Source organism: Actinoplanes lutulentus (assembly GCF_003259845.1).
GTDB classification, from domain to species: domain Bacteria; phylum Actinomycetota; class Actinomycetes; order Mycobacteriales; family Micromonosporaceae; genus Actinoplanes; species Actinoplanes lutulentus.
Window position 1 is genome coordinate 1 of the sequence record NZ_QLMJ01000017.1, and the last position, 23,512, is coordinate 23,512.

Annotated in this window: 22 protein-coding genes; 5 read left to right on the top strand and 17 right to left on the bottom strand. The window is 68.2% G+C overall.

The window, feature by feature from the left end; all coding sequences use genetic code 11:
- Positions 1-126 precede the first annotated feature (126 nt).
- Positions 127-705: a HutD family protein gene (locus tag B0I29_RS30950; RefSeq protein ID WP_181558053.1), complete on the bottom strand. Its 579-nt coding sequence runs from the start codon at positions 703-705 to the stop codon at positions 127-129.
- Between the two features lie 108 nt (positions 706-813).
- Between B0I29_RS30950 and B0I29_RS30955 the strand changes: the two genes are divergently transcribed.
- Positions 814-1,992, top strand: coding sequence for a CobW family GTP-binding protein (locus tag B0I29_RS30955; protein ID WP_245972853.1), 1,179 nt, complete (start codon positions 814-816; stop codon positions 1,990-1,992).
- A gap of 32 nt (positions 1,993-2,024) precedes the next feature.
- Here the strand turns inward: B0I29_RS30955 and B0I29_RS30960 are convergent, their stop codons facing one another.
- Both B0I29_RS30960 and B0I29_RS30965 read right to left on the bottom strand, forming a co-directional pair.
- Entirely contained in the window at positions 2,025-3,395 is a 1,371-nt protein-coding gene (locus tag B0I29_RS30960) for a family 43 glycosylhydrolase (protein WP_111652885.1), read from the bottom strand.
- A 113-nt stretch (positions 3,396-3,508) separates the two neighbouring features.
- On the bottom strand, positions 3,509-4,105 hold the full coding sequence (locus B0I29_RS30965) for an acyl-CoA-like ligand-binding transcription factor (protein WP_111652886.1): 597 nt from the start codon (positions 4,103-4,105) through the stop codon (positions 3,509-3,511).
- 107 nt (positions 4,106-4,212) lie between these two features.
- Here B0I29_RS30965 and B0I29_RS30970 point away from each other — a divergent pair, with 107 nt between their 5' ends.
- Positions 4,213-5,130 (top strand): oxidoreductase, encoded by a 918-nt coding sequence (locus tag B0I29_RS30970; RefSeq protein WP_111652669.1) that lies wholly within the window; start codon positions 4,213-4,215, stop codon positions 5,128-5,130.
- A gap of 86 nt (positions 5,131-5,216) precedes the next feature.
- Here B0I29_RS30970 and B0I29_RS30975 read toward each other — a convergent pair whose 3' ends face one another.
- The 5 genes from B0I29_RS30975 to B0I29_RS30995 all read right to left on the bottom strand — a co-directional run bounded on the left by B0I29_RS30975 (position 5,217) and on the right by B0I29_RS30995 (position 9,549).
- Positions 5,217-7,769, bottom strand: coding sequence for a P-loop NTPase fold protein (locus B0I29_RS30975; RefSeq protein WP_111652670.1), 2,553 nt, complete (start codon positions 7,767-7,769; stop codon positions 5,217-5,219).
- Positions 7,770-7,836: 67 nt separating this feature from the next.
- Positions 7,837-8,082, bottom strand: a complete 246-nt coding sequence (locus tag B0I29_RS30980) for a helix-turn-helix domain-containing protein (protein ID WP_111652671.1) — start codon at positions 8,080-8,082, stop codon at positions 7,837-7,839.
- Positions 8,082-8,663 (bottom strand): DUF2975 domain-containing protein, encoded by a 582-nt coding sequence (locus B0I29_RS30985; protein WP_181558054.1) that lies wholly within the window; start codon positions 8,661-8,663, stop codon positions 8,082-8,084. The genes B0I29_RS30980 and B0I29_RS30985 overlap by 1 nt, the downstream gene beginning before the upstream one ends.
- A 79-nt stretch (positions 8,664-8,742) precedes the next feature.
- Positions 8,743-8,940, bottom strand: a complete 198-nt coding sequence (locus B0I29_RS30990) for a helix-turn-helix transcriptional regulator (RefSeq protein WP_245972854.1) — start codon at positions 8,938-8,940, stop codon at positions 8,743-8,745.
- 54 nt (positions 8,941-8,994) lie between these two features.
- Positions 8,995-9,549: a hypothetical protein gene (locus B0I29_RS30995; RefSeq protein WP_111652673.1), complete on the bottom strand. Its 555-nt coding sequence runs from the start codon at positions 9,547-9,549 to the stop codon at positions 8,995-8,997.
- Between the two features lie 229 nt (positions 9,550-9,778).
- Between B0I29_RS30995 and mraY the strand changes: the two genes are divergently transcribed.
- The gene (gene mraY / locus B0I29_RS31000; RefSeq protein WP_111652674.1) at positions 9,779-10,882 is read left to right on the top strand and encodes a phospho-N-acetylmuramoyl-pentapeptide-transferase; all 1,104 of its coding nucleotides are present in this window, start codon (positions 9,779-9,781) and stop codon (positions 10,880-10,882) included.
- Here mraY and B0I29_RS31005 read toward each other — a convergent pair.
- Both B0I29_RS31005 and B0I29_RS31010 read right to left on the bottom strand, forming a co-directional pair.
- On the bottom strand, positions 10,852-11,889 hold the full coding sequence (locus tag B0I29_RS31005; RefSeq protein WP_111652675.1) for a ketopantoate reductase family protein: 1,038 nt from the start codon (positions 11,887-11,889) through the stop codon (positions 10,852-10,854). The two genes, mraY and B0I29_RS31005, sit on opposite strands and share 31 nt — an antisense overlap.
- A gap of 5 nt (positions 11,890-11,894) precedes the next feature.
- Complete coding sequence (locus tag B0I29_RS31010) at positions 11,895-12,446, bottom strand: TetR/AcrR family transcriptional regulator (RefSeq protein WP_220091448.1); 552 nt, start codon at positions 12,444-12,446, stop codon at positions 11,895-11,897.
- A 100-nt stretch (positions 12,447-12,546) separates the two neighbouring features.
- Here B0I29_RS31010 and B0I29_RS31015 point away from each other — a divergent pair, with 100 nt between their 5' ends.
- Positions 12,547-13,005 (top strand): UTRA domain-containing protein, encoded by a 459-nt coding sequence (locus B0I29_RS31015; protein ID WP_111652677.1) that lies wholly within the window; start codon positions 12,547-12,549, stop codon positions 13,003-13,005.
- Positions 13,006-13,204: 199 nt separating this feature from the next.
- On the opposite strand, the gene B0I29_RS31020 is transcribed toward B0I29_RS31015, so the two are convergent.
- A complete protein-coding gene (locus B0I29_RS31020; RefSeq protein WP_181558055.1) occupies positions 13,205-13,840 on the bottom strand; it encodes a TetR/AcrR family transcriptional regulator in 636 nt (211 codons plus the stop codon).
- 75 nt (positions 13,841-13,915) lie between these two features.
- On the opposite strand from B0I29_RS31020, the gene B0I29_RS31025 reads away from it, so the two are divergent.
- The gene (locus B0I29_RS31025; protein WP_111652678.1) at positions 13,916-14,884 is read left to right on the top strand and encodes a zinc-dependent alcohol dehydrogenase family protein; all 969 of its coding nucleotides are present in this window, start codon (positions 13,916-13,918) and stop codon (positions 14,882-14,884) included.
- A 6-nt stretch (positions 14,885-14,890) separates the two neighbouring features.
- Here B0I29_RS31025 and B0I29_RS31030 read toward each other — a convergent pair whose 3' ends face one another.
- The 6 genes from B0I29_RS31030 to B0I29_RS31055 form a co-directional block, all read right to left on the bottom strand.
- Positions 14,891-15,394 carry an LURP-one-related/scramblase family protein gene (locus tag B0I29_RS31030; RefSeq protein ID WP_111652679.1) on the bottom strand — a complete coding sequence of 168 codons (504 nt, stop codon included), beginning with the start codon at positions 15,392-15,394 and terminating at the stop codon, positions 14,891-14,893.
- Between the two features lie 48 nt (positions 15,395-15,442).
- Positions 15,443-16,543, bottom strand: a complete 1,101-nt coding sequence (locus tag B0I29_RS31035; protein WP_111652680.1) for a hypothetical protein — start codon at positions 16,541-16,543, stop codon at positions 15,443-15,445.
- A 195-nt stretch (positions 16,544-16,738) separates the two neighbouring features.
- The gene (locus B0I29_RS31040) at positions 16,739-18,007 is read right to left on the bottom strand and encodes an extracellular catalytic domain type 1 short-chain-length polyhydroxyalkanoate depolymerase (RefSeq protein ID WP_375790655.1); all 1,269 of its coding nucleotides are present in this window, start codon (positions 18,005-18,007) and stop codon (positions 16,739-16,741) included.
- A gap of 20 nt (positions 18,008-18,027) precedes the next feature.
- A complete protein-coding gene (locus B0I29_RS31045; RefSeq protein ID WP_111652682.1) occupies positions 18,028-19,347 on the bottom strand; it encodes a glycoside hydrolase family 10 protein in 1,320 nt (439 codons plus the stop codon).
- A 16-nt stretch (positions 19,348-19,363) separates the two neighbouring features.
- A complete protein-coding gene (locus B0I29_RS31050; RefSeq protein WP_245972855.1) occupies positions 19,364-20,980 on the bottom strand; it encodes a glucuronyl esterase domain-containing protein in 1,617 nt (538 codons plus the stop codon).
- A 248-nt stretch (positions 20,981-21,228) separates the two neighbouring features.
- Positions 21,229-23,481: a tetratricopeptide repeat protein gene (locus B0I29_RS31055; protein ID WP_146616932.1), complete on the bottom strand. Its 2,253-nt coding sequence runs from the start codon at positions 23,479-23,481 to the stop codon at positions 21,229-21,231.
- Positions 23,482-23,512 lie beyond the last annotated feature (31 nt).

A 23,512-nucleotide genomic window follows, 5' to 3' on the forward strand; every position in this document is an offset into this window, starting at 1 on the left:
TCGAACTCATCAGCGAACTCCTCGGATCCGACGAGGCTGTCCGGCAATGGTTCGGCGCCGGCATGCTCGAGAACGTCACGCTCGCCCTGGGCCTCACCGACATCGACGAGCCCTGGGCACGCACCCTCAGCGGCGACTGACCCGCGAACCCGGCACCTCCACGATCACGCATCGGGCGTCGTGCCCGGTCAGCGTGAGGCCGTCGTGGTCACCCAGCAGCATCAACTGCCCGGCGGTGGCCCGCTGGTCTGCGACGAGCAGCGTGCCGTCCAGGACGAACACGGCCACGGCGGCCGCGGTCACCCGAGCCGGGCCGTCCATTCGTGCGCGGGTCAGCCGCGCCGGCGTACCCATGGTGGTCATGAGGTTGAGCAGGTGGGTGACCCCGCCGGATGCCGGGCGCGCCGTCACCGGCGCCTCGCCGTCGTAGTCGACGACGACGTCACCGGCGACCGTGATGGCATCACGATCGCCGATGACCATCTCGACGGGCGGTCCGGCGACCGCCGTCGACCATCGCCACAGACCGGGGAACCGGGAGAAGGCGCACGCCGTGGTGATGTCGGCGAGGCTCAGCCGCCAGCCGGTGTTACCGGTGGCGAGTTCTCGTGTGCTGCCGAGACCGTTGCGCCACGGCAGCCGTTCGACATCACCGGCGTCGATCACCGTGGGCGTGGCGGGGTCATTCGTCCGGTTCGTCAGCACCAGGACATGATCTCAGCCGCCCGAAGGCCGGCTCGGCGCCGGTGACATCGCAAACGTGAAACGCGCGGCAGACTTTACAATGAAAATCGTTTCCAACAAGATGAGGGGGTGAGCTCCCATCCGATCGCCTCCGCCCCGCCCGTCCCGGTGGACCACCGGCCCGCCGTCACCGTGCTGTCCGGCTTCTCGCCCGGCGCTGTTCACGCGGCCGCCCGCGCCCTGCTGATCGCCGACGAGCGGCTGATCGCGGTCAGCCACGACCTGACCGGCATCCGCGACGGCGTGCTCCGGCGCACCGTCCGGTCCGCGACCGAACTGATCGAGCAGAGCACCGTCGAGCTCGCGCACGGCTGCGTCTCCTGCACGCTGCGCGAGGACGTGCTGCCCACCCTCGTACGCCTGACAGGCAGCCACCCTGGCAGCGACGTCCTGCTGGTTCTGCCGTCCGCTGTGGAACCCGAGGCGGTCGCCGCCGCCGGCGCGCACAGCGTGCGCTTCGACTCCTTCATCACGGTCGTCGACCCGGAAAGCTTCCTCGACGACCTGGGCAGCACAGCGGATCTGCACATCACCGAGGCCGATCACCGATCGGTCGCCGAGGTGGTGGTCCATCAGGTCGAGTTCTGCGACACCGTGATCCTGTGGAGCCGGCCCGGTACCGACAGCCGTGACCTCGACCGGGTCGGCGCTCTCGTGCACCGCCTCGCGCCATGGGCGGTTCAGGTACCCGTCGGCACGACCAACAGCCTCGACTGCACCGGCCTCTCCCAGTTGGTACGCCGTACCGGCCGCCACGATCCGCGCCGGCCGGGAATGCTCGGTCTCGCCCTGGAAGGGCGGGCCATCGGCATCGAGGGCGAGGACTCCGTCCTGTTCGAAAGCCGTCGCCCGTTCCACCCTCAACGGTTGAGCGACGCCCTCGAGGAGCTGGCCGAGCGAGCCCTGCGCGGTCGCGGCCAGCTGTGGATCGCCAGCCAGCCGGACATCGTCCTCGCCTTCGAATCCGCCGGCGGCGGCGTCAGCCTGGGCAGCCTCGGTTACTGGCTCGACGCCCTGCCGGTCGAGCGCTGGACCGGGACCAGCGACGACCGCCGGATCGCCGCTGACCTCGTCTGGGACCCGTACTACGGCGACCGCCGCACCGCCCTGGCCCTCATCGGCCTGCATCTCGACCAGGCCGCCATCACCGGCCTGCTCACCCGGTGCCTGCTGACCGACGCCGAACTCGCCGACGGCTTCGACAGCTGGCGCGCACTGACCGACCCCTTCGCCGGGATCGCTGACTGAGCTCCCGCCCGGATCGGAGCACGGAACCCCGGTCAGGCGATGTCGATCGCGTCGAGTTCGGCGAAGTTGGCGCCTTTGGCGTACGAAATGGTGTTGGTTCCGGACCGTAAGGTCACGGCCCGTTCGCTGACCTGCCAGTTGTCCCAGCCGGTGAAGGGGTAGTCCACGGTTCCGGCGCTCGCGCCGTTGACGGACAGGGTGTGGGCGGCCGCACCGGCGTCGGAGCCGTTGGCGTACCGGGTGTACAGGCGGTAGGTGCCGGCCCGGGGCACGTAAACGGTGAACGTGACCCGGCTGTCGTCGAAGTCGATCCCGCCGACGACCACACCGTTGCTGGCGCCGCCGGCCGCGTACCGGGCGTTCGCGCGGGTGAAGGTGGCGTCCTCGGCCTCGTACCGGATCTTCGCGCCTTCCACGATGGGCCGGCCGCCCTGCCAGTCGAGCCGCTGGGAGTACATCGCCCGGTAGGTGAAGCCGGGATTCCAGCCGTGGAAGACGATCCGGTCCTTGCCGTCCGGCCCGGTCACCACATCCTGGCCGCCAGGACCACGCACCGTGCCGGCGAAGGCGTCGGTGGTCATCAGCGGCGCCGCCGCCTTCGTGTACGGCCCGCGCAGCTCAGTGGAGGTCGCATAGCTGCTCACGTAGCTGCCGTTGCCGAAGAAGTTGGCGGAGTAGAAGAGCACGTACGTGCTGCCGCGTTTCCACAACGTCGGCGCTTCGACGAGGGTGCCCTCGAACGGCTTATTCTGTTTGATCAGTTCGGTCTCGGCGCCGACCCGGCGCAGCCCGTCGGCGCTGACCTGCTGAAGGTGCAGCCAGGTGTCCTGGGAACAGCAGTTGCCGTCGTTCTTCCACAGGATGTACCGGCGCCCGTTCTCGGCGAACGAGGAAGCGTCGATCGCGCCACCGGTCTCCGGGGTGCAGACCAGGGCGGTGTCACGAGGTACGAACGGTCCGCCGGGCGCGGTCGCGGTGGCGGCGCCGATGCACTGCTTGCCCGAGGCCCTGTCGTGCGCCGTGTACCACATGACGAAGCTGCGCGGTCCGGCCGCGAACACCTCCGGCGCCCAGACCCCGTGATCACCGGACCCGCCGGGTGGGAACGACCAGTCCGGATCGGCCCACGCACCCAGAGCCGGCAGGGCGTCGGTTTCCTGGACCGCCCAGTCCGTCAGGTCGGTGGAGGTGGCCCAGGTGATGTTCCGGCCGTCGCTGTTGGTGGCGTACGCGTAGTAGGTGCGGCCGACCTTCATGATGTCCGGATCGGCGAAGTTCTGATCGATGACCGGCCCGGAGGCAACGGCCGCCGACGGTGTCGCCGAGGCGGTGAGCAGGCCGGCGGCGAGAACCACCGCGGCGGTGGCGGCGGTCGTCAGGCGCCACCTGGATGTCGAGGTCATGAAGGTCTCCACGGGGTCGAGGGAGACTCATCATCGTCATTTCCATCAGATTGCTGTCAAGTGAAGCCCGTCGATCGCCGCATCCTGGCGATCAGGCAATCACGGCGAGCGACCTATCTGGCGCCCGCCGGGGTGAGGTAGGCGAAAGCCTCGTCGACCAGGTCCGGCAGGACCGCCGTGCCGTCGGAGCTGATCCATCGCGCGGTGGCGACCTCGAACGCGGTCAGCGCCGCGCCGGCGAGAAGAGCGGGCCGCGGGTCGGTGCCGTCGCGGGCCTCCAGCCGGTCCGCGACGGCACCGGCGAGCACCCGGCGCCAGCGGGCCTGCTTGTCGAGGCGGGCGCTGGTCAGCGAGGAGCTCTGGTCGACCAGTTTGGCGAGCGAAAGTGCCACGGCCGGCTCGTCACGGTACTGATCGATCAGGGGTTCCAGGCAGCGGCGCAAGGCAGTCCAGAGGTCTTCGCCGGCGGGCCGGGCGGTCAGCGCCGCGGCGACGGTGTCGCCGAGCGGATCGAGGGAGCTGAGCACCGCCTCCTCCTTGGTGGCGAAGTAGCGCAGGAAGGTGCTGCGGGACACGCCGGCCGCCTCCGCGACGTCCGCGGCCGAGACGTTGTCGAAGCCCCGCTCGGTGAACACGGCCAGTGCCACTTTCGCCAGGTCAGCCCGGATCGCCTCGCGTGCGACCGAACGCAGCCGCGTCTTCTCCACCATGCGGCCATCGTACCAAAGTCGGTCTTCGAGGTCGAAGTTGACGTAGTGGTTCGCTGATGACACAGTGTCTCACTGTTGAGATCGCAGCTCACATTCAGGAGACCTCCATGACCCGCACCGACGTCTGGACCAGCGCCGACATGCCCGACCAGGACGGCCGCCGGGTGCTCATCACCGGGGCCAACTCCGGCCTCGGTCTCGCCACCGCCACCGCGTTCGCCCAGCGCGGCGCCACCGTCATCCTCGCCGTCCGTGACACCGCCCGGGGCCAGGACGCGGCCGACCGGATCCTCGCCGGGCACCCTGACGCACGCCTCGAAGTGCAACAAACCGACCTTTCCTCACTGACTTCGGTACGCACGGCCGCGCAGCAGATCCACGACCGCCATGACCGCCTCGACGTGCTGATCAACAACGCCGGCGTGATGTGGACACCGGAAACCCGTACCGACGAAGGTTTTGAACTGCAGTTCGCCACCAACCATCTCGGACACTTCGCGCTGACCGGGCTCCTGCTCGACCTGCTCGAACGGTCGACGGCCGCCCGGATCGTCACCGTCGCCAGCAACGGCCACCGGGCCGGGCGGATCAACTTCGACGACCTGAACGCCACGAGGCGGTACAACGGGCAGACCGCCTACTCGCAGTCCAAGCTGGCCAACCTGCTCTTCACCTATGAGCTCCAGCGCAGGCTGCACAGCACCGGCCGGCCCGTCGAGGCGCTGGCCGCGCACCCCGGCGGCTCCGCCACCGGCCTGACCCGCAACGCGCCGCTGCACATGCGCATGCTCAACACGGTCCTCGGACCGATTGTCACCCAGAGCCCCCGGGACGGCGCGCTGCCCGTCCTGCGGGCCGCCACCGATCCGCGGGCGAAAGGCGGCGAGTACTACGGCCCCGCCGGGCTCGGCGAGATGCGCGGCCGGCCGCGCCGCACGACGTCATCAGCCCGGTCACACGACCAGGCAGACGCGCAGCGACTCTGGGCCGTCTCCGAGACCCTGACCGGCGTCCTCTACCGGTGACCACCCGGTGACATTCCCGCCATGATGACTGCCTCGGTCCCGGACCGGTCCGGCATCAACCTGTGGAGACCACGGCCGGGCGCGAGCTAGAGGACCGACTCGGCCCGCTTCGTCATCGCAAGACCTTCAGGGGTACGGAGGATCGCCCGTACCCCGGTCGCGAAGTCGTCGTGGTGCGGGCCGGTCAGACGGAGCCGGCGCAGTGTCTGGTTCCAGGCCTGATCGTCGCCGGCGGACTCGGCGAGCAGACTCAGGCCGAGCCGGCCGTCGACACGCTGGCTGTGGAGTCGTTGTGCGGCCGGCCAGCGGACGAGGAGTTCGGCGAGCAGCACCAGATGTTCAGCGCGTTCGACGACGTCGTCCTGCTCCGCGAGCGGGTCCACCCGTGCGAAGACGCGCACGTAGAACTGCCAGGTCGTCAGGAATCGTTTGACCTCGCGGGCCGAGAGCTGGGGAAATGCCGCCGCCCGTGCGGCGAGGCTGGCCCGGACCCGCGGGTGATGCTCCAGCGCTTCCAGCTGACGGACGACAACCGAGTCGCCGGCCGAGCCCTGATCGATCAGAGCCGGCGCCGGCGCGCCGGCGGCGGCCGGCTGTTCACTTGCAGCAGGCGAGGGCCGCGTGTCCGGCGCTGATACCGGATCGGGCACATCCGGACGGGATCTCAGCAAGTCGTCCAGGAGGTCTTCGACGCGGCCGGGCGCCATCGCGGTGACCGGGACCAGCAGCTGGACCACCTTGCGCAGGAACGACCAGCCCGGCGTCGGGTCGAGCGGCCTGGCGAATTTGCGCTGACCGCCGAGGGAGGGATAGGCCTCGTCCAGGTGCGCGACCACAACCGTGGCGTCCAGGCAGAGCACGAAGCGGGTCACCGGGAACGACGCGTTGACGAAGACGTTGATCGCCTCGAAGACATCGGCGGTGGTCCGCGGCGAGCAACGGTCGAGGTCGTCGATGTAGACGACCACGTAATGGCCGGCCTTCTCCACGTCGGTCAGGACGTCGAAAACGTCATGCTGACGAAGGTAGAGATAGCCCGAGCGGGCCCGGTAGTACGGGTCGCGCAACGCGGCGTCGGCAGCCGGCTTCTCGGCCGAGGTCGCGTCGGCCGGGATCGGGCCGACGAACAGGTCGGCCGGGAGGAAATCGGCGGCCGGGCGACGGAAGTACCGCCACAGGGTGTGGCCGATGCTGCCCAGCAGAGCCAGCGTGGTGAGGAGCACGGCGATGTTCGAACCGGCGATGGTGAAGACCAGCAGGTTGTAGTCATCGGGTGACCGCGCCATCTGGGCGATGATCGGGACGAGGAGTGCCAGGGCGCTGACCGCGAGCAGCGGGGAGATCGTGGCGCGGCGCAGGGAGCGGCGCAGGGCCATCCGGTCCAGCTTGGAGATGTTGCGCTGGAACCAGTACCGCCTCGTCGACTCCTCGGACTCCGGCAGGAGCTTGTCTTCCACGGCGTCGAGCAGGGCCCGGGTCAGGCCGGCCCAGACCTGTTCGGTGGTCTGGTGCGCCCACGGATCGAAGCGCACGCTGATGATCGGCGGGGTGGTCGTCGCGGCGGGCGCATGGCGCATCATGGCGGGTTCCCAAACCGCCGGGCCTTTGCCGGAGAGTGCCCGGTCGGCGTCGCGGACACGCAGAGGGCCGGGTTTCGTGTCCGGTTGTTCGGCAGCTCGTTCGGTTGCCTCCAGGTGTTGCCGGGCGAGGCCGGCGAGGGACGTCTTGCCGGTGCCCCAAGGTCCGTCGATGACCAGGACGGTGGGGCCGCTGTCCTGGTCATCGGCTGTGGTAGCGGTGGGTTCGATCAGGTCGGCCAGGGACCGCCAGAGGGCTTCACGGCGGAGGTGATCATCGAAGGTGGGACGGTCACCGTATCCGCGTGTCTGTACCTCCCACCGCGCGTTCGGTGACGCCGGGCGGGTGCCCCTGAGGGGAAAGAAGAAGAACTCGTTCGGTCTCAGCAGGTCCAGCCGGGTGTAGCTGATCCGCTGGGGCAGGGCCTGGGCTTCGACGACGAGCCGGTCGAGGACGTCGGCCACCCGGGGCACGAGCGCCGGGTAGCCGATGTACGGATCGCCGGAGTCCGCGGCGAGTTCGCGGAGCGCCTCGATCACGGCAGCGGTGAACCGTCCGCTGAAGGCCGCATGGTCATCGTCGGCTCCGGCGATGACCCAGATGTTGGAGTTCGGAAGCTGCTCGCTCGATCGGACGGCCCGGCCCGCGTGACTGGTGTCAAGGAGCAGGAGCAGGCGCACGTCGTGGTCAGCGGCCAGGTCGACCCAGTACTCCGTTGTTCTGGTCTTTTGTCCATCGGCGCCGATGACCGCCAGTTGACCGGAAACAGTCACGTGGCTGTGCCCGACGAAGTGGACGATCAGGACGCCGTCCTTGGGCGTGGACGTGATCGCGTCCTCGATCTGTTTGCTGACCTCTGACGCTGCCAGGTCAGCCACGAACCTCGGTTCGTATCCGAAGGGCTCCAGTGCGGAGCCGAGCGCGGCGCTGGCGGCGGCAGCGAACGGCAACCGAGGCCAGCTGGCCTCGCTGCCCTCCGGATCGGGTCCTGCCGTAAACCCGACCGAGACCAGGAGAGCGCGGCGGTTCAGGCCGTCGCCGGTTGCGGAGTTCGGCGGCAACGAGGGCCCTCCGTGGGTGAGGTCGCGGGCCTCGCATTATGTCGTGAATCGCGGGAAAGGGGGAGGGTCAGGTCCGGGGCTGCTGACCGCGGCTAACGGAAACGGTGAACAGATCGCCGGGCTGGCACCGCAGCGCGTCGCACAGGGCCGTCAACGTGCTGAACCGCACGGCCCGCACCCGTCCGTTCTTGAGTGCGGAAAGGTTGGCCAGGGTGATGCCGACCCGATCGGCGAGCTCAGTCAGCGTGATGCCGCGCGCCGCGAGCAGTTTGTCGATGTGCACCTCCACGCGGTGCTCGCCCTCAGGTGGCATCACACCACCTCGTCGAGTTCCGCGCGGAGCACCTGACCGCGGCGGACGATCTCGCCGAATGCGAACATGACGAAACCGCTGAGCAGCCACGCTCCGGGAACCGCGAAAGACAGCGGCGCATAGGTGCCATCGGGCGCGACCGTGGCGCTGAGCGCGAAATTGCCGACGAACTCGATCGCCCACACCGCCGGACCGCCGACCACGAGCACCAGTCCGAGCACCCGGAAACGACTGACGATGCCCCCGGTGAAGGGGTCGCCTCGGCGTGCCCGGCCGACCAGGCGCCAGAGCAGCACCAACGCCAGCGTCAGCAGCAGGACACTGGGGAGCGTCGCCAGCAGTTCCCAGGCTCGCTGCGCTCCGGTCGGCTCCTCCACGTGCAGGTGGAGTCCGGAGTCGACGGTGGTTCCGGCCGGCAGGTTGATCAGCGCACCCGCACTGCTCACCTCCACGTCCACCGCCTGACCAGCCAGAATGCCGACAGTCGTCACCACACTTCCGATCCCGGTCAGCGCCACGGCTATCGCCAGCAACCCATGAAGCTCATCCAGCCAGTCCGGCCGGCGCAAGGACGCACGCATGATGACCACACCCCGTCTTATCGACAATCGATACATCGACTATCGATAAGTTTCCGATGCCCGTCAAGACGAGAGCGCCTTACACCTTGCGACGCACAGCGATCCACTCCTCCACATCCGACGTCAGCCACACCTTGCCCTGCGCCAGATCGGCAACCGGCGGCGGGAAGTCGGCACGACTGGTCAGCTGGTAGATGCGCTGACGAGTGAGCCCGCCGAGCCGCACGCGGATCTCGTGAGCACCCATCAGCACACTCGTACACCGTTCCATGCCCATGACTATATGCCCACGACAAGTAGTCCCATGATTCCGGTAACCCGACCGGACCCCTCACTCGCCGAATCCACGACGCCGAAGCTCAGAACGGATATCCGCCGACGACGACCTCAGCCCCGCAATCGGCATGGAGAAGCGCAGTTGATCACCCTTGCACTTACGCAACGGACGACGGCCACCGCGGTCCAGTCGCATCACCCGCGATTCGTCAGCGGAACCGACGACAACGTCGAGCATCGCGACAGGCCACACCCACCGGACACGGGCACTGGTCACGGCCGCACAGGGCACCACGACCACATCGCGCCGCTCAGCAGCCAGATCGACCCAGTCGACGCCGAACCTCAACCAAGCCGGACGCGTGCGAGAGAACAGCAGAGAAAAGATCGCGAAGGAAATCGTATAGATAGTTACCGACCGGACAGCGTTGGCGATGACGAGGTTGCCTGGCCTGCCGGCGGGTGGCGGGAACAGCAGGAACATGGACTCCCACCAGAGAACACCGACGACAGCCCCGAAGAAGCCCATCGCGGCCGCCGCGACCACGTAACGCCACGGCGACCACCCGAACACCACATCACCCGGCACGGGGGCGTCGCCGATCACCATGAGCTGATCATGGCAGCCGCTGCCGCGCCGATGCCAGACCGGATGTCCGACCCAACCGCCACGGCCCACGACGTCAGGACCGACCCCACGCCCAAGGTCATCACCCGCACCGGATCCGCCACACACCCGGCCACGGCTGCTCCGGTCAGCGCCGGATGGCAAGATCATGCTCCATGATCGTTGATGCTGACTTGTCCGGCACGCACCCGGATCTCGTGAAGGCGTGCGCGTGAGGGCGGTCATCGTTGCGGCGGCGGTCGCGTTCATCGTCTCCCTGCTCCTCACACCGGTGGCGATCCGGGTCTTCACCGCGCTCAAGGCCGGACAGCCGATCCGTTCCCTCGGGCTCGCCTCGAACGAGGGCAAGAAGGGCACCCCCGCGATGGGTGGTGTCGTGTTCATCGTGGCGACCCTCATCGCGTACGTCGCCGGGCACGTAGCGCTGACCACGCTGCCCGAGCGGCAGATCGCCCAGGAAAAGCCGACCATGACGGCCCTCGTCCTGCTCGGCCTGCTCGTCTTCTGCGGCGCGGTCGGCTTCGTCGACGACTTCCTCAAGGTCCGCCGGCGCAACTCCGACGGCCTGTCCGCCAAGGGCAAACTGCTCGGCCAGGCGATCATCGGCACCGGGTTCGGCATCGCCGCGCTCTACGTGGCGAGCACCAACGGCCAGACCGTGGTCAGCGAGAACATCTCGTTCATCCGGGACATCAGCTGGCTGAACGTCGGCAAGGTCGGCTCGGTGATCGTGTTCGTCTTCGTGATCACGGCGATGTCGAACGGCGTGAACCTCACCGACGGCCTCGACGGCCTGGCGACCGGCGCGTCGACCCTGGTACTCGGCGCGTACGCCTTGATCGGGTACTGGCAGTACCGGCACTGGTGCGCCGACGAGACGTACGCCCGCGCGAACGAGTACTGCTACCAGGTCCGTGATCCCCTGGAGATCGCCATGATCGCGGCGGCGGCCGCCGGCGCCTGCGTCGGCTTCCTGTGGTGGAACACCTCCCCGGCGCGGATCTTCATGGGTGACGTCGGCGCGCTCGGGCTCGGCGCCCTGATCGGCGGGCTCGCGGTGGTCACCCGCACCACGCTGCTGTCGATCCTGATCGGCGGGCTCTTCTTCATCATCACGATCACCTGGGTGATCCAGATCGTCTCGTACCGGACCACCGGCAGACGTGTCTTCCGGATGGTGCCGCTGCACCACCACTTCGAGCTCGCCGGGTGGAGCGAGGTCAACATCGTGGTCCGGTTCTGGACCATCGCCGGCGTCTGCGTGGCGGCCGGCCTGGGCGTGTTCTACTCCGACTTCCTGGCGGCGGTCGGATAGGCATCGGCGCGGGTCAGCAGCGCCCGCAGGGCCGTCATCGGCCGGCCGGCGCGCTGCCCTTCGGCGGCGAAGTCGCGCAGCACGTCCATGTCCTGCGCCCGGACCTTGCCGCCGTGGTGGAACCGGTTGAACGCGGCGACGTCCAGCGGCCGCATGTCCTTCTCCTGCTTGACGTGGATCGACGCGGTGACCCGCGAGCCCATCACGGCGGCGGCCACCGTGCCGAACCAGCCGTTGCGCGGCAGCCGCAGGATCTCCCGCTGGGCGCGGACCGCCAGCTGCCACAGCTCCCGGTCCGCGACCACGTCGGCGACCGGCGGCCATCCGGCGACGTCACAGGCGGCATAGATGGTGAAGACCGCGCTGCCGACCACGTCGGCCACCTTCGCCGGCAGGAACCCCACGCGGGAGACGCCGCTGCGGTCGTACAGTGCGGCGAACCTCTTCGCGGCAGCCGGGTTGCCGCGCGCGATCGTGAACCCGGTCCGGTTCGGCGGATGCACGAAACAGACGTCAGCGGCGGCGATTGCCGCCCCATCCGCCTGTTGGGGTACGGGCAATCCGGCCGATCCTTGATGTGCCAGCATGCCGAGGAACCCGAGCAGCAGCCGGTCCCCACTGATCCCCATCGTCTCCAGGTAGAACTCGCGCAGCCCGACGCCGATCCCGTCCATCAGCACGACCGCGTCCGAGTCACGGATCAGCTCGCCGACGGCCCGCAGGGTGGCCGCGCCCTGTTCGGTACGGCTGGTGTGCCCGTCCAGCGTGACCAGCACGAACGCGAAACTCCGGCCGACCAGATCCGCGGTGTCGTCGATTACTCCGTACCCATCGAAGGTTTTGATCGTCGCCTCGTTGTAGTCATAGAGGCGCCGCGGAGCGGCGAACGCTGCCGTGCGGCCGGGCCGGACCAGGAAGGTGACGCCCGCGCCGGCCAGCCGCAAGTGATAGCCGAGCGCCATCCCGACCGCGCCCGCACCGACAACCAGCACCGATGTGTCATTCATCAAGATCAAGAGCCTTTCCGGGTACGGAGACCGAGCGCGCGCCGGCCAGTGTCAAGAAGGTGTCCACGCAGGATCGCCGGATCCGCACCGTGACTCCGGGGCCCGGCGGCGCAGGCGATGCCGGACAGCACGACGTCGGCCCGGATGTGCCCGCCCGGACCGGGATCGGGGTCGACCTCGGCGAGCAGATTCGTCAGCCGGCGGGTCAGATCACCCAGGTCGGGGTGCGAACCGAGCAGCTCCGCGGCCCCCGGATCGCCGGTCAGCACCGGCAGCAGTTCCCGGTTGCCCAGCACCACGGCGACGAAGCCGGTGAGAGCCCGCTCGGCCCGGGCGTGCCGGCCCCGCAGCGCCTCAGCGGCCAGCACGGTCTCCCGCAGCCCGACCCGAACCGGCTCGACGACCGCGGCGAGCAGGTCCTCCCGGGACCGGAAGTGATGGTGCACCGCGGCCTTGGTGACCCCGAGCTCGTCACCGATCATCTGCAGCGAGGTGCCGGCGACACTGTGCCGCGCGAACAGCCGGATCGCCGCGTCGAGAAACTTCTGCCTGGCCACGCTGACGGACCTTAGCGGACCTGAGAACTTTACGATCGTAAAGTGCCGCACTTCACGACCGTAAAGCAGAATGATCCTTAGAGACTGGTAATCTGAACGCGTGGGTGAACCGGTGCACCGCGACATTGCCAACGCGATTCGCGCCGGCATCGTGCGCTCGTCACCGGACCGGCTCTCGCGATCCTGGTGGTCCGAGGGGAAGGCGATCCAGGACCACGACACCGGCGGGCGGCTCTGTTCGGTCAACGTGATCGTCGAAGAGGCGCCTGCCTCCGAGGACATCGCGGAAGCGCTCGGCGTGCCGCCAGGCGCAGCGGTGCTGACCCGGGCACGGCGCTTCGCCATCGAAGATCGCATCGTGCAGACCGCGACCAGCTACATCCCGCTCGACGTGGTGGCCGCGGTCCCGGCGGTGGCCTACACCAGCCCGAGGCCCGGCGGCATGTACGCCAGGATGGCCGAGGCCGGTATCGGGCCGGAGACGTTCCGGGAGCGTCGAGTCAACGAGATGGTGCTGGACTCCAGCGCCTACACGCTGGAATACCTCTTCACCGCCTGAAACGGCGCCGCGCCGGTCACGCGCATAATTGTGCGGTGCCGGGTTCTCGTGGTCCTCAGGTTGGTCGGCCATTCCTGAGGCGCTGGTGGCTGCCGATGGGATCCAAGGCTGTTACCGCCGGCTGCCTGCCGGCCCGCGCAAGGTGGAGCGGCAGCTGTTGCACTGGCTGGCCTGGGAAGCCTCGGCGGTGACGACTAGGTCATGACGTTTCGCTGGGCAGCATCGCGGGGATGAGCCGCGCCGGTGGCGGCAGCGGGCCTGCCTCGCTCGCCGCGCGGAACGCCTCCAGCGCCAGCCCCGCGAACCGCCGCGCCGCCGCAAGCCGATCCTCCAACGAGGCGACCGGCAACCCGCGCGCGGCCAGCAGCATCAGGACCAGATCATCGAGGACGAAATCCGGTCGCAGTGCGCCAGCCTCGATCGCACGCCGGCACAGCCCCTCAACCGACCGCAGCAGCACCCGCCGATGGTCCGGCACGCTCACCCCGTCCGGCACCGACGACAGAGCGTCGACGAAACCGCGGCTCCGTGCGTTCAGCTCAGTAGCGCCCTGGACGATCGAGCACAGCCCCCGCCACGGATCCGGATCCGCGCAACCGTCGCGGACCAGCGTGACGCAGGCCTGCATCTCCGCGGCGAACGCGGCGTCGATCAGCGCCTGCTTGGTGGCGAACCGCCGGTACAGCGTCGCGGGACCGACCTGCGCCCGGCGGGCGATCTCGCGCATCGGCACGTCGAGGCCGCGGTCGGCGAAGAGCTCCCGCGCAGCGTCCAGCACACGGTCCCGGTTGTCCCGGGCGTCGGAGCGCAGCATGTGAGGCAAAGAGTCGGCCATGACCTCTCACTTTACCGAAGTGGACGGGGGTGTCCGCTACGGTCGCGGTACGTGTTACGAGAGCGGAGAAAAGCCATGAAAGTCATCAGCATTCGTACGTTCGGAGACCCCAGCGGCATGGCTCTGCTCGACGTGCCGGTTCCCACGCCCACGGCCGGACAGGTGCTGATCGAGGTCGAGACGATCGGGGTGGGCGGTGTCGACGCGGTCATCCGGCGCGGCACGCTCGGCGGGTACGGCTTCCAGGAAGGCTTCGTCCCGGGCAGCGAGGTCGCCGGGCGGGTGATCGCCACCGGTGACGACGTGGACCCGTCGTGGATCGGGCGGCTGGTGTGGGCGTTCACCGGAACCGGCGGCGGATATGCCGAACGCGCGGTGGCCCGCCTCGAGGACGTGACCGCCCTGCCGGAGGGGTTGTCGCCGGTCGACGCGGTGGCACTGGGCAGCGCCGGCCCGGTCGCCCACTTCGCGCTCGCGCACGGCCGCTTCACCGCCGGCGAGTCCGTGCTGATCCGGGGCGCGGCCGGCAGCATCGGCATCACCGCGGTCCAGCTGGCAGCCCTCGGCGGCGCCGCCACGATCGCCGTGACGACCTCCTCCCCCGAACGCGGCGCCCGGCTGCGGGAACTCGGCGCCACAGCCGTGCTGAACCGCGACGGTGAGACCGACAACAACGCGGCACCCGCCGACGAGTTCGACGTCATCCTCGACATCGTCGGCGGGCACGCGACGGCCTCGTTCATCGACCGCCTCGCCGACAACGGCCGGATGGTCGCCGTCGGCGTCGTCGCCGGGCTCCCGCCCGCCGATTTCGGCAAGACCCTCTTGGGTACGTTCCAACGCTCCCGCTCGTTCGCGACCTTCAGCCTGAACACCGTGGCCGTCCACGAGCGCAACCGGATCCGTGCCGAGCAGTTCGCCGCCGCCGCCCGCAAGGAACTGCATGCCGTCGTGCACGACGTGCTGCCCCTGGACGACGCCGCGCAGGCGCACCACCGGATGGACGCCGGCGAGGTGTTCGGCCGCATCGTCCTGACCGTGTGAGCCGGGTCAGTCGTCCTTGCCAGGCTTCTTCTCCGCGTCGCGCTCCAGCGCCAGGTCCAGGGCGAGCACACTGCCGATGATCAGCAGCGGGTCGATCCCGTCGGCGACCTTGACCGCGTAGGTGTCGCGGATCGTCAGCCAGCGCTTGGAGACCGAGGCGACCTCGGTGCCGTCCTGCTCGATCACGTATTCGTGGTCGAGCAGGTCACCTTTCATCTCCAGGTCGTCCGGTCCGGGCACGTCGATGGTGAACTTGTCGCGGAACGGGGTGAAGAGCTTCTTCCGTACCTCAGCAGCTTTTTCACCACCGATCTGGATCTCGTAGGTCGCGCGCAGCGCGATCAGCTGGCGGTGTACGGAGGCGACCTCGTCGCCGTCCGCGTTCTCGATGACGACCTTGTTCCGGACGCTGAGCACCTTGCCGTCGACCCGATAGACCTTCGTGCCGTTCTCGTCCAGCACGTCGAAGTCGTCACCGAGGGCGAAGAGCCGTTCCTTGATCACAAACATGGACCGATTGTCCGCCACCGACGGAAAGCACCGGTTCGGGGGACTCGCTTACTCGAAGGCGACGAGATCCTTGAGGTAGACACCGTCACCGATCAGATCCCCGATTCCCTCTACCTGCTTCTGGTAGGTCTTCGAACCGGTGGTGAAGTCGTAGCAGGTGAGGACGGCGTCCTTGTCGAGGTCATGGCTTTGGTACAGGAAGTACAGGTTGCTGCCCGCCCAATAGGTCACTGCCATGCCGTCCTGGTAGTGCGGAATGTCGAGCACCACGTCCTGCCGCACCCGCCCGGTGGCGAGATCCGTGGAAAATACCCGGCCCTGTCCGTCGAGATAGTGCATAGCCCCGTCGTGCAGATGATCGCTGCGATAGGCGTGCCAGGTCTGGAATTCGATGGCTTCGTCACGACCACTGAACTGGTGCACCATGCGGTCTTCCACCTTGCCGGACCGCAAGTTCGCGGACTTCAGGTAGACGGCCCAGGGGGTGGTGGTGTCGTCGGCCTCAGCCAGCGATTGGTACATGAAATGCGCTGCACCCGCGTGGCAGAACACCTGGCCGACCGGACCGCCGTGGGTCGTCGCTGTCTGCGGCCAACTGGCAACGATCTCCGTGGATGCGGTCGCCGCCATTCGCGTTCTGAGCAACCTCGCCACGGGCGCTTCCTTCGTCACCGCGACGGGAAGATTGGAGCTGCCGACGGTGTACAGAATGCCGTCGCAGATTCCGGCCACCTCCAGGTAATAGGGGATGTTGCCGGTGTGGTGCCCGGCGCTGTCGTACCAGTCCAGGTTGAAGCCGTATCCCCGGGCGTTGTCCTGCGGGCCGCTGTTGAACAGCGACAGATAGCCATTCGATGGAGAAACCCACCCCGAGAAGAACCCAACATCTTCGGTACGCCCACGCGCGGTGCTGCGGCCGCCGGCGCCGATGACCGTGTCGGACTTACGGTCGGCGACCAGCACCGAGTTCCGGCCGTCGTTGGCAAGTCTTCCCACGTCGAGGCCTTCGTGGTTGAAGACTTCGGTCGTACCGTCGCTGTTGATGAATGCGACGCGCCCCCGTTTGAATGTCGCGTCCATCTGGGTGGAGAAGAAGGCGACAGCAATCTTGTCGTTCAGGTACGTCGCGGGGAAATCCTTCTCCGACACGTCTGAGTACTTCAGGTCAGATGCCGAGCAGGCAGCGAGTACCACTACGGCTGCCGCTGCCGCTGTGCGGCCGGCTCGCCGCCTGTATCGGGATTTTTCCGACGTTTCGATCACGCAAGATTATCGTGCGGACACCTGGCAGGACCGCGGTTGAGGCAAGCCGGCTGCCTCAACCGCGGTCCTGCGCCCCCGGAGTCAGCTTGGGATACAGGAGGTGATCTGGGGCCGGGCGCTGCTGTTGCCGTTGGTCATCGTGGTGAAGCCGAAGGTATTGCCACTGCCATTGGGCTTGACGGTCATCGTGTTGCCGCCGTTGCTCCAGGTGAAGGCGCCACTCCAGGTCGTCGAGACCTTCTGCGGCGCGGTGATGTTCACCGTCACGGTCCAGGTGCTCGCGCCGGAGACGGTGACCGAGGTGTTGTAGCGGTCGCCCCAGACCGTGCCCGGGGTGATCGACGCGGTGCAGCTACCACCCGGCGAGGACGGCGAAGGAGACGGGGACGACGGAGAAGGGGACGACGGCACACTCGGCGAGGCGGAGGTGCTGTTGAGGCCGAGGAAGTTGATGGCGTACGCAATCATGCCGTTCTGTGGCAGTGAGTGACCGACCCCCGCGAGGCTGTTGCCCTCCACCGGCGCTGTGACGCTGCTGCTGCCGTACCGGGTACGGGTCCAGCCGGACGCCGGCGAGTCGGTCAGCACCGGTGTCTGGCTGACACCGCGTACGTTGGTCCATTGTTTGATCTCTTCGCCGAAGTTGTTGTAGTTCAGCGTGCTGTCCGTGGTGCCGTGCCACAGCTGCATCCGAGGCTGGGCGCCGCTGTAACCGGGGTTCATCGAACGGGCCAGGTCACCCCACTGCTGGGCGGTTTTCGAGATCTGGCCGTTGGCGCACTGGGAGTTCCAGGTCGAGCCCCCGGTGGTGGCGAAACACCCGGCCGGTACGCCCATGAACGCCGACCCCGCCGCGAACACGTCCGGATATTCGGCCAGCATCACGTTGGTCATCATGGCGCCGGAGGAGACACCGGTGGCGTACACCCGGCTCGGATCCACGTTGTACCGGGACTTGGTGTAGTTGACCATCGAGATGATGCCGACCGGATCGCTGCCGCCGCCACGTTGCAGGGCCTGCGCTGAGTAGACGTCGAAGCAGTTCCCGCTGCGGGTCGCCTCCGGGAACACGATGATGTATCCGTACTGATCGGCGGCCGTCTGGTAGTCACGGAAGTACCCGTTGGCCACGGCTGACGCGCTGCCGCTGCAGTAGTGCATGGCGACCAGGAGCGCGGGCCGGGCGGCCACCCGGTCCGGGACGTAGATGTACATGTTGAGGTTGCTGGGGTTGGTGCCGAACCCGGTCACCTGGACCAGCGACGCCGCCTGCGCCGACTGTCCACCGGCCAGCGCGGCCGTGACGGCCAGCGCCACCGCCGCGACCCCGGCGAGCGCGGCTCTGAGCATGCATTTCATGGGAGTAGCCTTCAACTCGCGGTGCAGGAGGTGATCTGGGGCCAGGCGCTGGAATTGCCGTTGGTCATGGTCGTGAAGCCGAAGGTGGCGCCACTGCCGTTGGGTTTCACGGTCATCGTGTTGCCGCCGTTGCTCCAGGTGAAAGCACCGCTCCAGGTGGTCGAGACCTTCTGCGGTGCGGTGATGTCGATCGTGACGGTCCAGGTGCTGGAGCCGGTCACGGTGACCGAGGTGTTGTACCGGTCGCCCCAGACCGTGCCCGGGGTGATCGAAGCGGTGCAGCCACCACCGGGCGACGACGGCGACGGCGACGCCGGATCACTGGGTGAGGTGCCGTTGTTCAGCGCGGTCAGCACCGCCGTGTACGCCGCCTTCTTCCCGCCGCTGCTGGTGAACAGCAGCGGGCTCTCACCGGAGCGCCACGAGTCGGAGTCGCGGATTCCCCACACCGTGATGGCCCGGCAGCGGGGAACGGCGAGGCAGTCGTTGGTCACGCTGGTGTACGCGGCCGCCGGCGCGTTGGTGATGTCGAGTTCAGTGATGTGCACATCGACGCCGAGAGCCGCGAAGCTGGACAGCGTGGTCCGGAAGTTGCTCGGATAGCTGGAACCGCCGGTGAAGTGCGCCTGGAATCCGACGCAGTCGATCGGCACGCCACGGTTCTTGAAGTCCTGGACCATCCGGTACACGGCCTGGGTCTTCGCGGCACTCCAGTTGTCGGTGTTGTAGTCGTTGTAGCAGAGCTTGGCGCTCGGGTCGGCGGCCCGGGCCGCGGTGAAGGCGGCCTCGATCCAGTCGTTGCCGGTGCGCTGCAGGTTGGAGTCGCGGCGGGCGCCGCTGCTGCCGTCGGCGAAGGCCTCGTTCACCACGTCCCACCAGGCGACCTGGCCCTTGAAATGGGTGGCCACCTGGGTGACGTGGTTGAGCATGGCCGAGCGCAGGGTGCTGCCGGACAGGCTCTGCATCCAGCCGGGCTGCTGCGAGTGCCAGGCCAGGGTGTGACCGCGTACCCGCATGCCCTGTCCACGGGCGTGCGCGACGATCCGGTCCGCGTTGCCGTAACTGAACTGGCCCCGCTGCGGCTCGGTCGCGTCGATCTTCATCTCGTTCTCGGGGGTGACCGCGTTGAACTCGCGGTTGAGGATGGTCGTGTAAGCGGTGTCGCTCAGTTTGCTCGCTGCGACTGCCGTACCGAAGACTCGGCTGTCGCGGGCCGCGGCGGATGCGCCGAGGGTGGTGGCGGCGCCGGCGGCGCCGGGAAGGACGACAGCTCCGGCGACGGCCAGCAGAACGGCGACCGGCAGGGTGAGCGCCGCATGTTTGCGCTTCATGGTTCCTCCTGAGTGCTTACGCCGCGGTGCAGGACGTGATGCGAGGCCGTGCGCTGGAGTTGCCGTTGGTCATGGTGGTGAAGCCGAAGGCGTTGCCGCTGCCGTTGGGTTTGACGGTCATCGTGTTGCCGCCATTGCTCCAGGTGAAAGCGCCGCTCCAGGTGGTGGAGACCTTCTGCGGTGCGGTGATGTCGATCGTGACGGTCCAGGTGCTGGAGCCGGTCACGGTGACCGAGGTGTTGTATCTGTCGCCCCAGACCGTGCCCGGGGTGATCGACGCGGCACAGCTACCACCCGGCGCCGACGGGGACGCGGAGGGAGACGCAGACGGAGATGTCGGCACGCTGGGTGACGGCGACGAAGGCCCGCTGGTCAGCGTGGGAGTCGTCCAGTTCCGCCACTCGGCGAGGTTGCCCTGCGCCTTGCCGGCGATCCTGATCGCGCCCGGGTCGTTGCCGGTCTTCACCAGGAACTTCCTGATGTTCTGCTGCAACGGGGCCGTCCACTCCGACCGGTTCGCACAGTGCGTCCCGCTCGCCACGTCGGACCAGTACGTGATGTTGCTGCCCGCACCGAGCGCCTTGTAGACCTCGGCGCCACCCAGCGCCGCCACACTCGCGGACTTCGGGCCCAGGTTGGCGATGTGCGGGTTGTCCATGATGAACAAACCGCGCGGCGCGACCATTGCCACCATCTCGTGCGTGTCCACCGGCAACCGGCCCGGAGCACTGGTGAACGATCCGAACCCGTCACCGAGCCAGGGCTGTTCGCCGTACGCGCTGCTCAGACTCTGCGCGCCCTCACCGGGGATGCCCCGGAAGATCGGCACACCGGCGCTGCCCGACTCGATCGGCATCGTCAGCGCGATCCGCTGGTCGAACACCCCGGCCACGAACGCGCCCTTGCCGAACCGGGAACATCCCGTCACACCGGTCGCGTCCGCTTTGAGGACGCTGCCGTTCGACTGCTCGATCACGTCGATGATGCGGCTGACGCCCCAGCCCCAGGCCTGCAGCAGCCCGGTCGTGCTGGTCGAGCCGTACAGGGTGTAGAACGCGCCCTGTTTGCTGGCCCGGCCGGTGCCTTCCTTGCCCACCGCGTACGGGTCGTAGTTGATGACCGCGGCGCCGGCTGCCCGGATGGTGGCCGTGTCGGCGATCCCGCCGTAGACGACGACCGCCGGGAACGGCCCGGTGCCGCTCGGCAGCGAGACCGACGCCGAGAAGCTGGCGCTCCGGCCGTTCTCGGTCACGTTCACGGTGATGCTGCTCGTCGAGACCGTGCCGGTGACGGTCGCCGGGCGGGCCGGCTTCGTGCCGTAGACGTACTTCTCGGCCTGCTTCTTGATCTCCTGTCGCCGGCACCGCCAGTCGGCCACGGAGGTGATGCGCGTGCCGTCGATCCGGGTGAAGGGATCGGGGAGTTTCGCGTCGGTGGGCAGCGCGCCGGCGTCGGGGAGCGCCGGCACCGGACAGTCGACACCCTCATCCTCGACGGGGGCAGCGGCCACCAGCACGGAGACATGTGAGGCGGCCGCGAGCGTGGAGCCGGTCTGGGCGATCGCGGTGACCGCGAGCGCGGATGCGACCAGCGCGGCGAGCGCCGCGCGGGAACGGCCCGAGTTGATATTCACCAGGGCTCTCCTTCCGAACGGGGATGGTGATCGGGGAATCACGACGCCTCCGCATGGGAAAGGGCATGCTGAAGGCGCTCTTGAGGGGACTTCTCGCGGAAGACACCGAAACTTTCGGCGTCCTCTCGGACACTTCCGGAGCGATTAAGCGCACGTTACGAGCCCATGTCCGGCGGGTCAAGGGCAGCGACGTATCTCGATGCATGCCGGTGAGAAGCGACGGCCGATCAGCCGCCCGAAAGTTCCGGTCAGACAGGGAACGCGCGGACCTCCCGGACGCGCGCCAGGGTCGACCGCGCCGTCCGGGTGTAGGGATGGTCCGGACCGAGAACCCGGACGTAGTCGTCGAGCACGGCGCGAAGAATCGCTGAGGCCCGTCTGGTACGCCCGCTGACGGCTACCGCCAGTCCGAGATTGCGCCGGGCGTTCAGGGACGCGGTGTGATCGGGCCCGAGCACCTTGCTCCGGTCATCGACCGTCCGCTCGAACAGCCGCACGGCCTCCGCTGTCTTCCCTGCAGTGATCAGCGCCCGCGCGAGCGAGAGACGCATCCGGATGGCCCGCGGATTCCGCTCCGTCAGCGTCTCACCGGCTCGTGCCGCGAGCGCACGCAGTTGCGATATCGCCTCGTCGTGCTGCCCAGCGACCGAGTAGGCGGTGGCGCGGTACTGCGACCACCAGAACTCATCCCAATCCACCGAGGGCGCGTTCTCGATGAACACGCGGTTCTCCTCGTGCAGCCGCAAGCCTTCCTCGGCGCGCCCCGAGCGGACGTAGGCGCGAGCCAGTTCGCCACGCGCGTTGACGCTCGACGGGTCCCCCGGACCATGAACGCGAATGTTCTCTGCCAGGTTCTCCTCGAAGATCGGCACCGCGTCGGCCATCCTGCCCATCGACCGGTATGTGCTCGCCATATTGATCCGCGCTGCCATGGTGGACCGCGCATCAGGACCGCACACGCGAAGACTCTCCGCGAGATTGAGGGCATGAATCTCGATCGCCCGATCCAGTAGTCCCCCGCATTCGCAGAGATAACCCAGTGAATTGCGAGCGGCGATCGTGGTCGAGCTATCCGGTCCCGCCTTTCGGAGGCACTCGGCCAGGTCCTCCTCAACGAAAGGGATTGCTTCGAGGTATCGGTCGGCCAGCACGCTGACGCGTCGGAACGCCTGTCGTGCGTGCTCAAGGTGATCGTCACCGGTCGAGGTGGCAGCCTGCAGGTCAGTCAACGTTCTACCCGCGATCTGCACGGCCCGGTCGAGTTCGTTGACGTCGACAAGGCGATTGATGCTCCACAGCCGCAACTCCACAAGAGCGGCGAAAACCGAGGAGTCGCCAAGCCCCGCCCGCCACACCTCGTCGATGTGGTCCACAACGTCGATGCCGGCCTCCCGAACACGGGTCAGCAGATCGACCGCCTCGGCCACGGCCGCGCGATCCTGCCCCTGCCGCCGAGCACGCTCCACCACGACCTTGCGGGTCAGGCGGTGCATCAGAACGGTCGCGCCCTCAAGATCGAACCCGATGATCGACGCACTCGCCAGCTCCGCGAGTGCGTGATCGACATCCAGCGGACCATCGGGGAGGCGATGCAGAATATGACGGCCGACGCCCGCCTCCGACAGCGTCGCGACCATCAGCAGCAGCCGCCGGACAACCCCGCCGGCATCCCCGTTCTCCACGCCCGCGATCGACAGCAACGTCGCGTCCTCAAGGCTGCTCGGATAGTTCTCACCGGGAACCCGAGGAAGCGACGTGGCCAGCGGCACCGATTCGAATTCCTTGAGGTACTGCGCGAACGACAGACGCCGCCGCCGGATCACCGCCCCGGCCTGGGCCAGCGCGAGCGGCAGGTTCTCCAGTCGCAGCGCGACCTCTCCCGCGCGGGCGACATCGTCGTTGGAGGCCCGTGCGGACAGGAACGCCGCGGCCTGTGCCGGCTCGAACGGCCCGACCGGGACCACACCGCCGAAGACGATGAAGTCCTGATTCGTCGTGGTCACGATGACCTCGACGTTGCCCGTGGTCGGCAGCCAGCCCAAGATCGCATCCGGGTCCGTCGCGTTGTCGAGGACCAGCAGCGTCGGATCGGGTTGCTGCTCCAGCCAGCGCAGCGCGTGGCGCGCGGCCGGCACGGTGTCGGCGATCTCGTCCACGATGCCGCATCGAAGCGCCGTCGCGGCCAGCGCGGTGACGATCGCGGCGGCGTCCTCGGCCACGATCCAGATGACACGACCGATACCGCCACCCAGACGCCCGCGTACGTGGGTAGCCGCGAGGTGCGTCTTGCCGGAACCCTTCCGGCCCACCAGGACGCTGAGTTTTTCCTGTTCCAGAGCTTGCGTCAGCCGAAGCAGCAGATCCTCACGCTCGACGTGGGCGAGCGGCTGACGAGGGATGTCGCCGAGGACCAGCGACACCGGTGTCACCGGCGGCGCGGGACCGGTCTTCCCCTGCGGTGTCCGGCGCAGCTGGAGGTACGCCACGCCGATGCCGACCACGGTGAGGACGGCGCTGATGATCCCGACCGTC

Coding starts and splice junctions, on each gene's coding strand:
- B0I29_RS30960 (WP_111652885.1), bottom strand. CDS start 3,395: ATGACCTCGACATCCAGGTGGCGCCTGACGACCGCCGCCACCGCCGCG.
- B0I29_RS30965 (WP_111652886.1), bottom strand. CDS start 4,105: ATGGTGGAGAAGACGCGGCTGCGTTCGGTCGCACGCGAGGCGATCCGG.
- B0I29_RS30970 (WP_111652669.1), top strand. CDS start 4,213: ATGACCCGCACCGACGTCTGGACCAGCGCCGACATGCCCGACCAGGAC.
- B0I29_RS30980 (WP_111652671.1), bottom strand. CDS start 8,082: ATGCCACCTGAGGGCGAGCACCGCGTGGAGGTGCACATCGACAAACTG.
- B0I29_RS30985 (WP_181558054.1), bottom strand. CDS start 8,663: ATGCGTGCGTCCTTGCGCCGGCCGGACTGGCTGGATGAGCTTCATGGG.
- B0I29_RS30990 (WP_245972854.1), bottom strand. CDS start 8,940: ATGGGCATGGAACGGTGTACGAGTGTGCTGATGGGTGCTCACGAGATC.
- B0I29_RS30995 (WP_111652673.1), bottom strand. CDS start 9,549: ATGGTGATCGGCGACGCCCCCGTGCCGGGTGATGTGGTGTTCGGGTGG.
- B0I29_RS31005 (WP_111652675.1), bottom strand. CDS start 11,889: ATGAATGACACATCGGTGCTGGTTGTCGGTGCGGGCGCGGTCGGGATG.
- B0I29_RS31020 (WP_181558055.1), bottom strand. CDS start 13,840: ATGGCCGACTCTTTGCCTCACATGCTGCGCTCCGACGCCCGGGACAAC.
- B0I29_RS31025 (WP_111652678.1), top strand. CDS start 13,916: ATGAAAGTCATCAGCATTCGTACGTTCGGAGACCCCAGCGGCATGGCT.
- B0I29_RS31030 (WP_111652679.1), bottom strand. CDS start 15,394: ATGTTTGTGATCAAGGAACGGCTCTTCGCCCTCGGTGACGACTTCGAC.
- B0I29_RS31040 (WP_375790655.1), bottom strand. CDS start 18,007: ATGCTCAGAGCCGCGCTCGCCGGGGTCGCGGCGGTGGCGCTGGCCGTC.
- B0I29_RS31045 (WP_111652682.1), bottom strand. CDS start 19,347: ATGAAGCGCAAACATGCGGCGCTCACCCTGCCGGTCGCCGTTCTGCTG.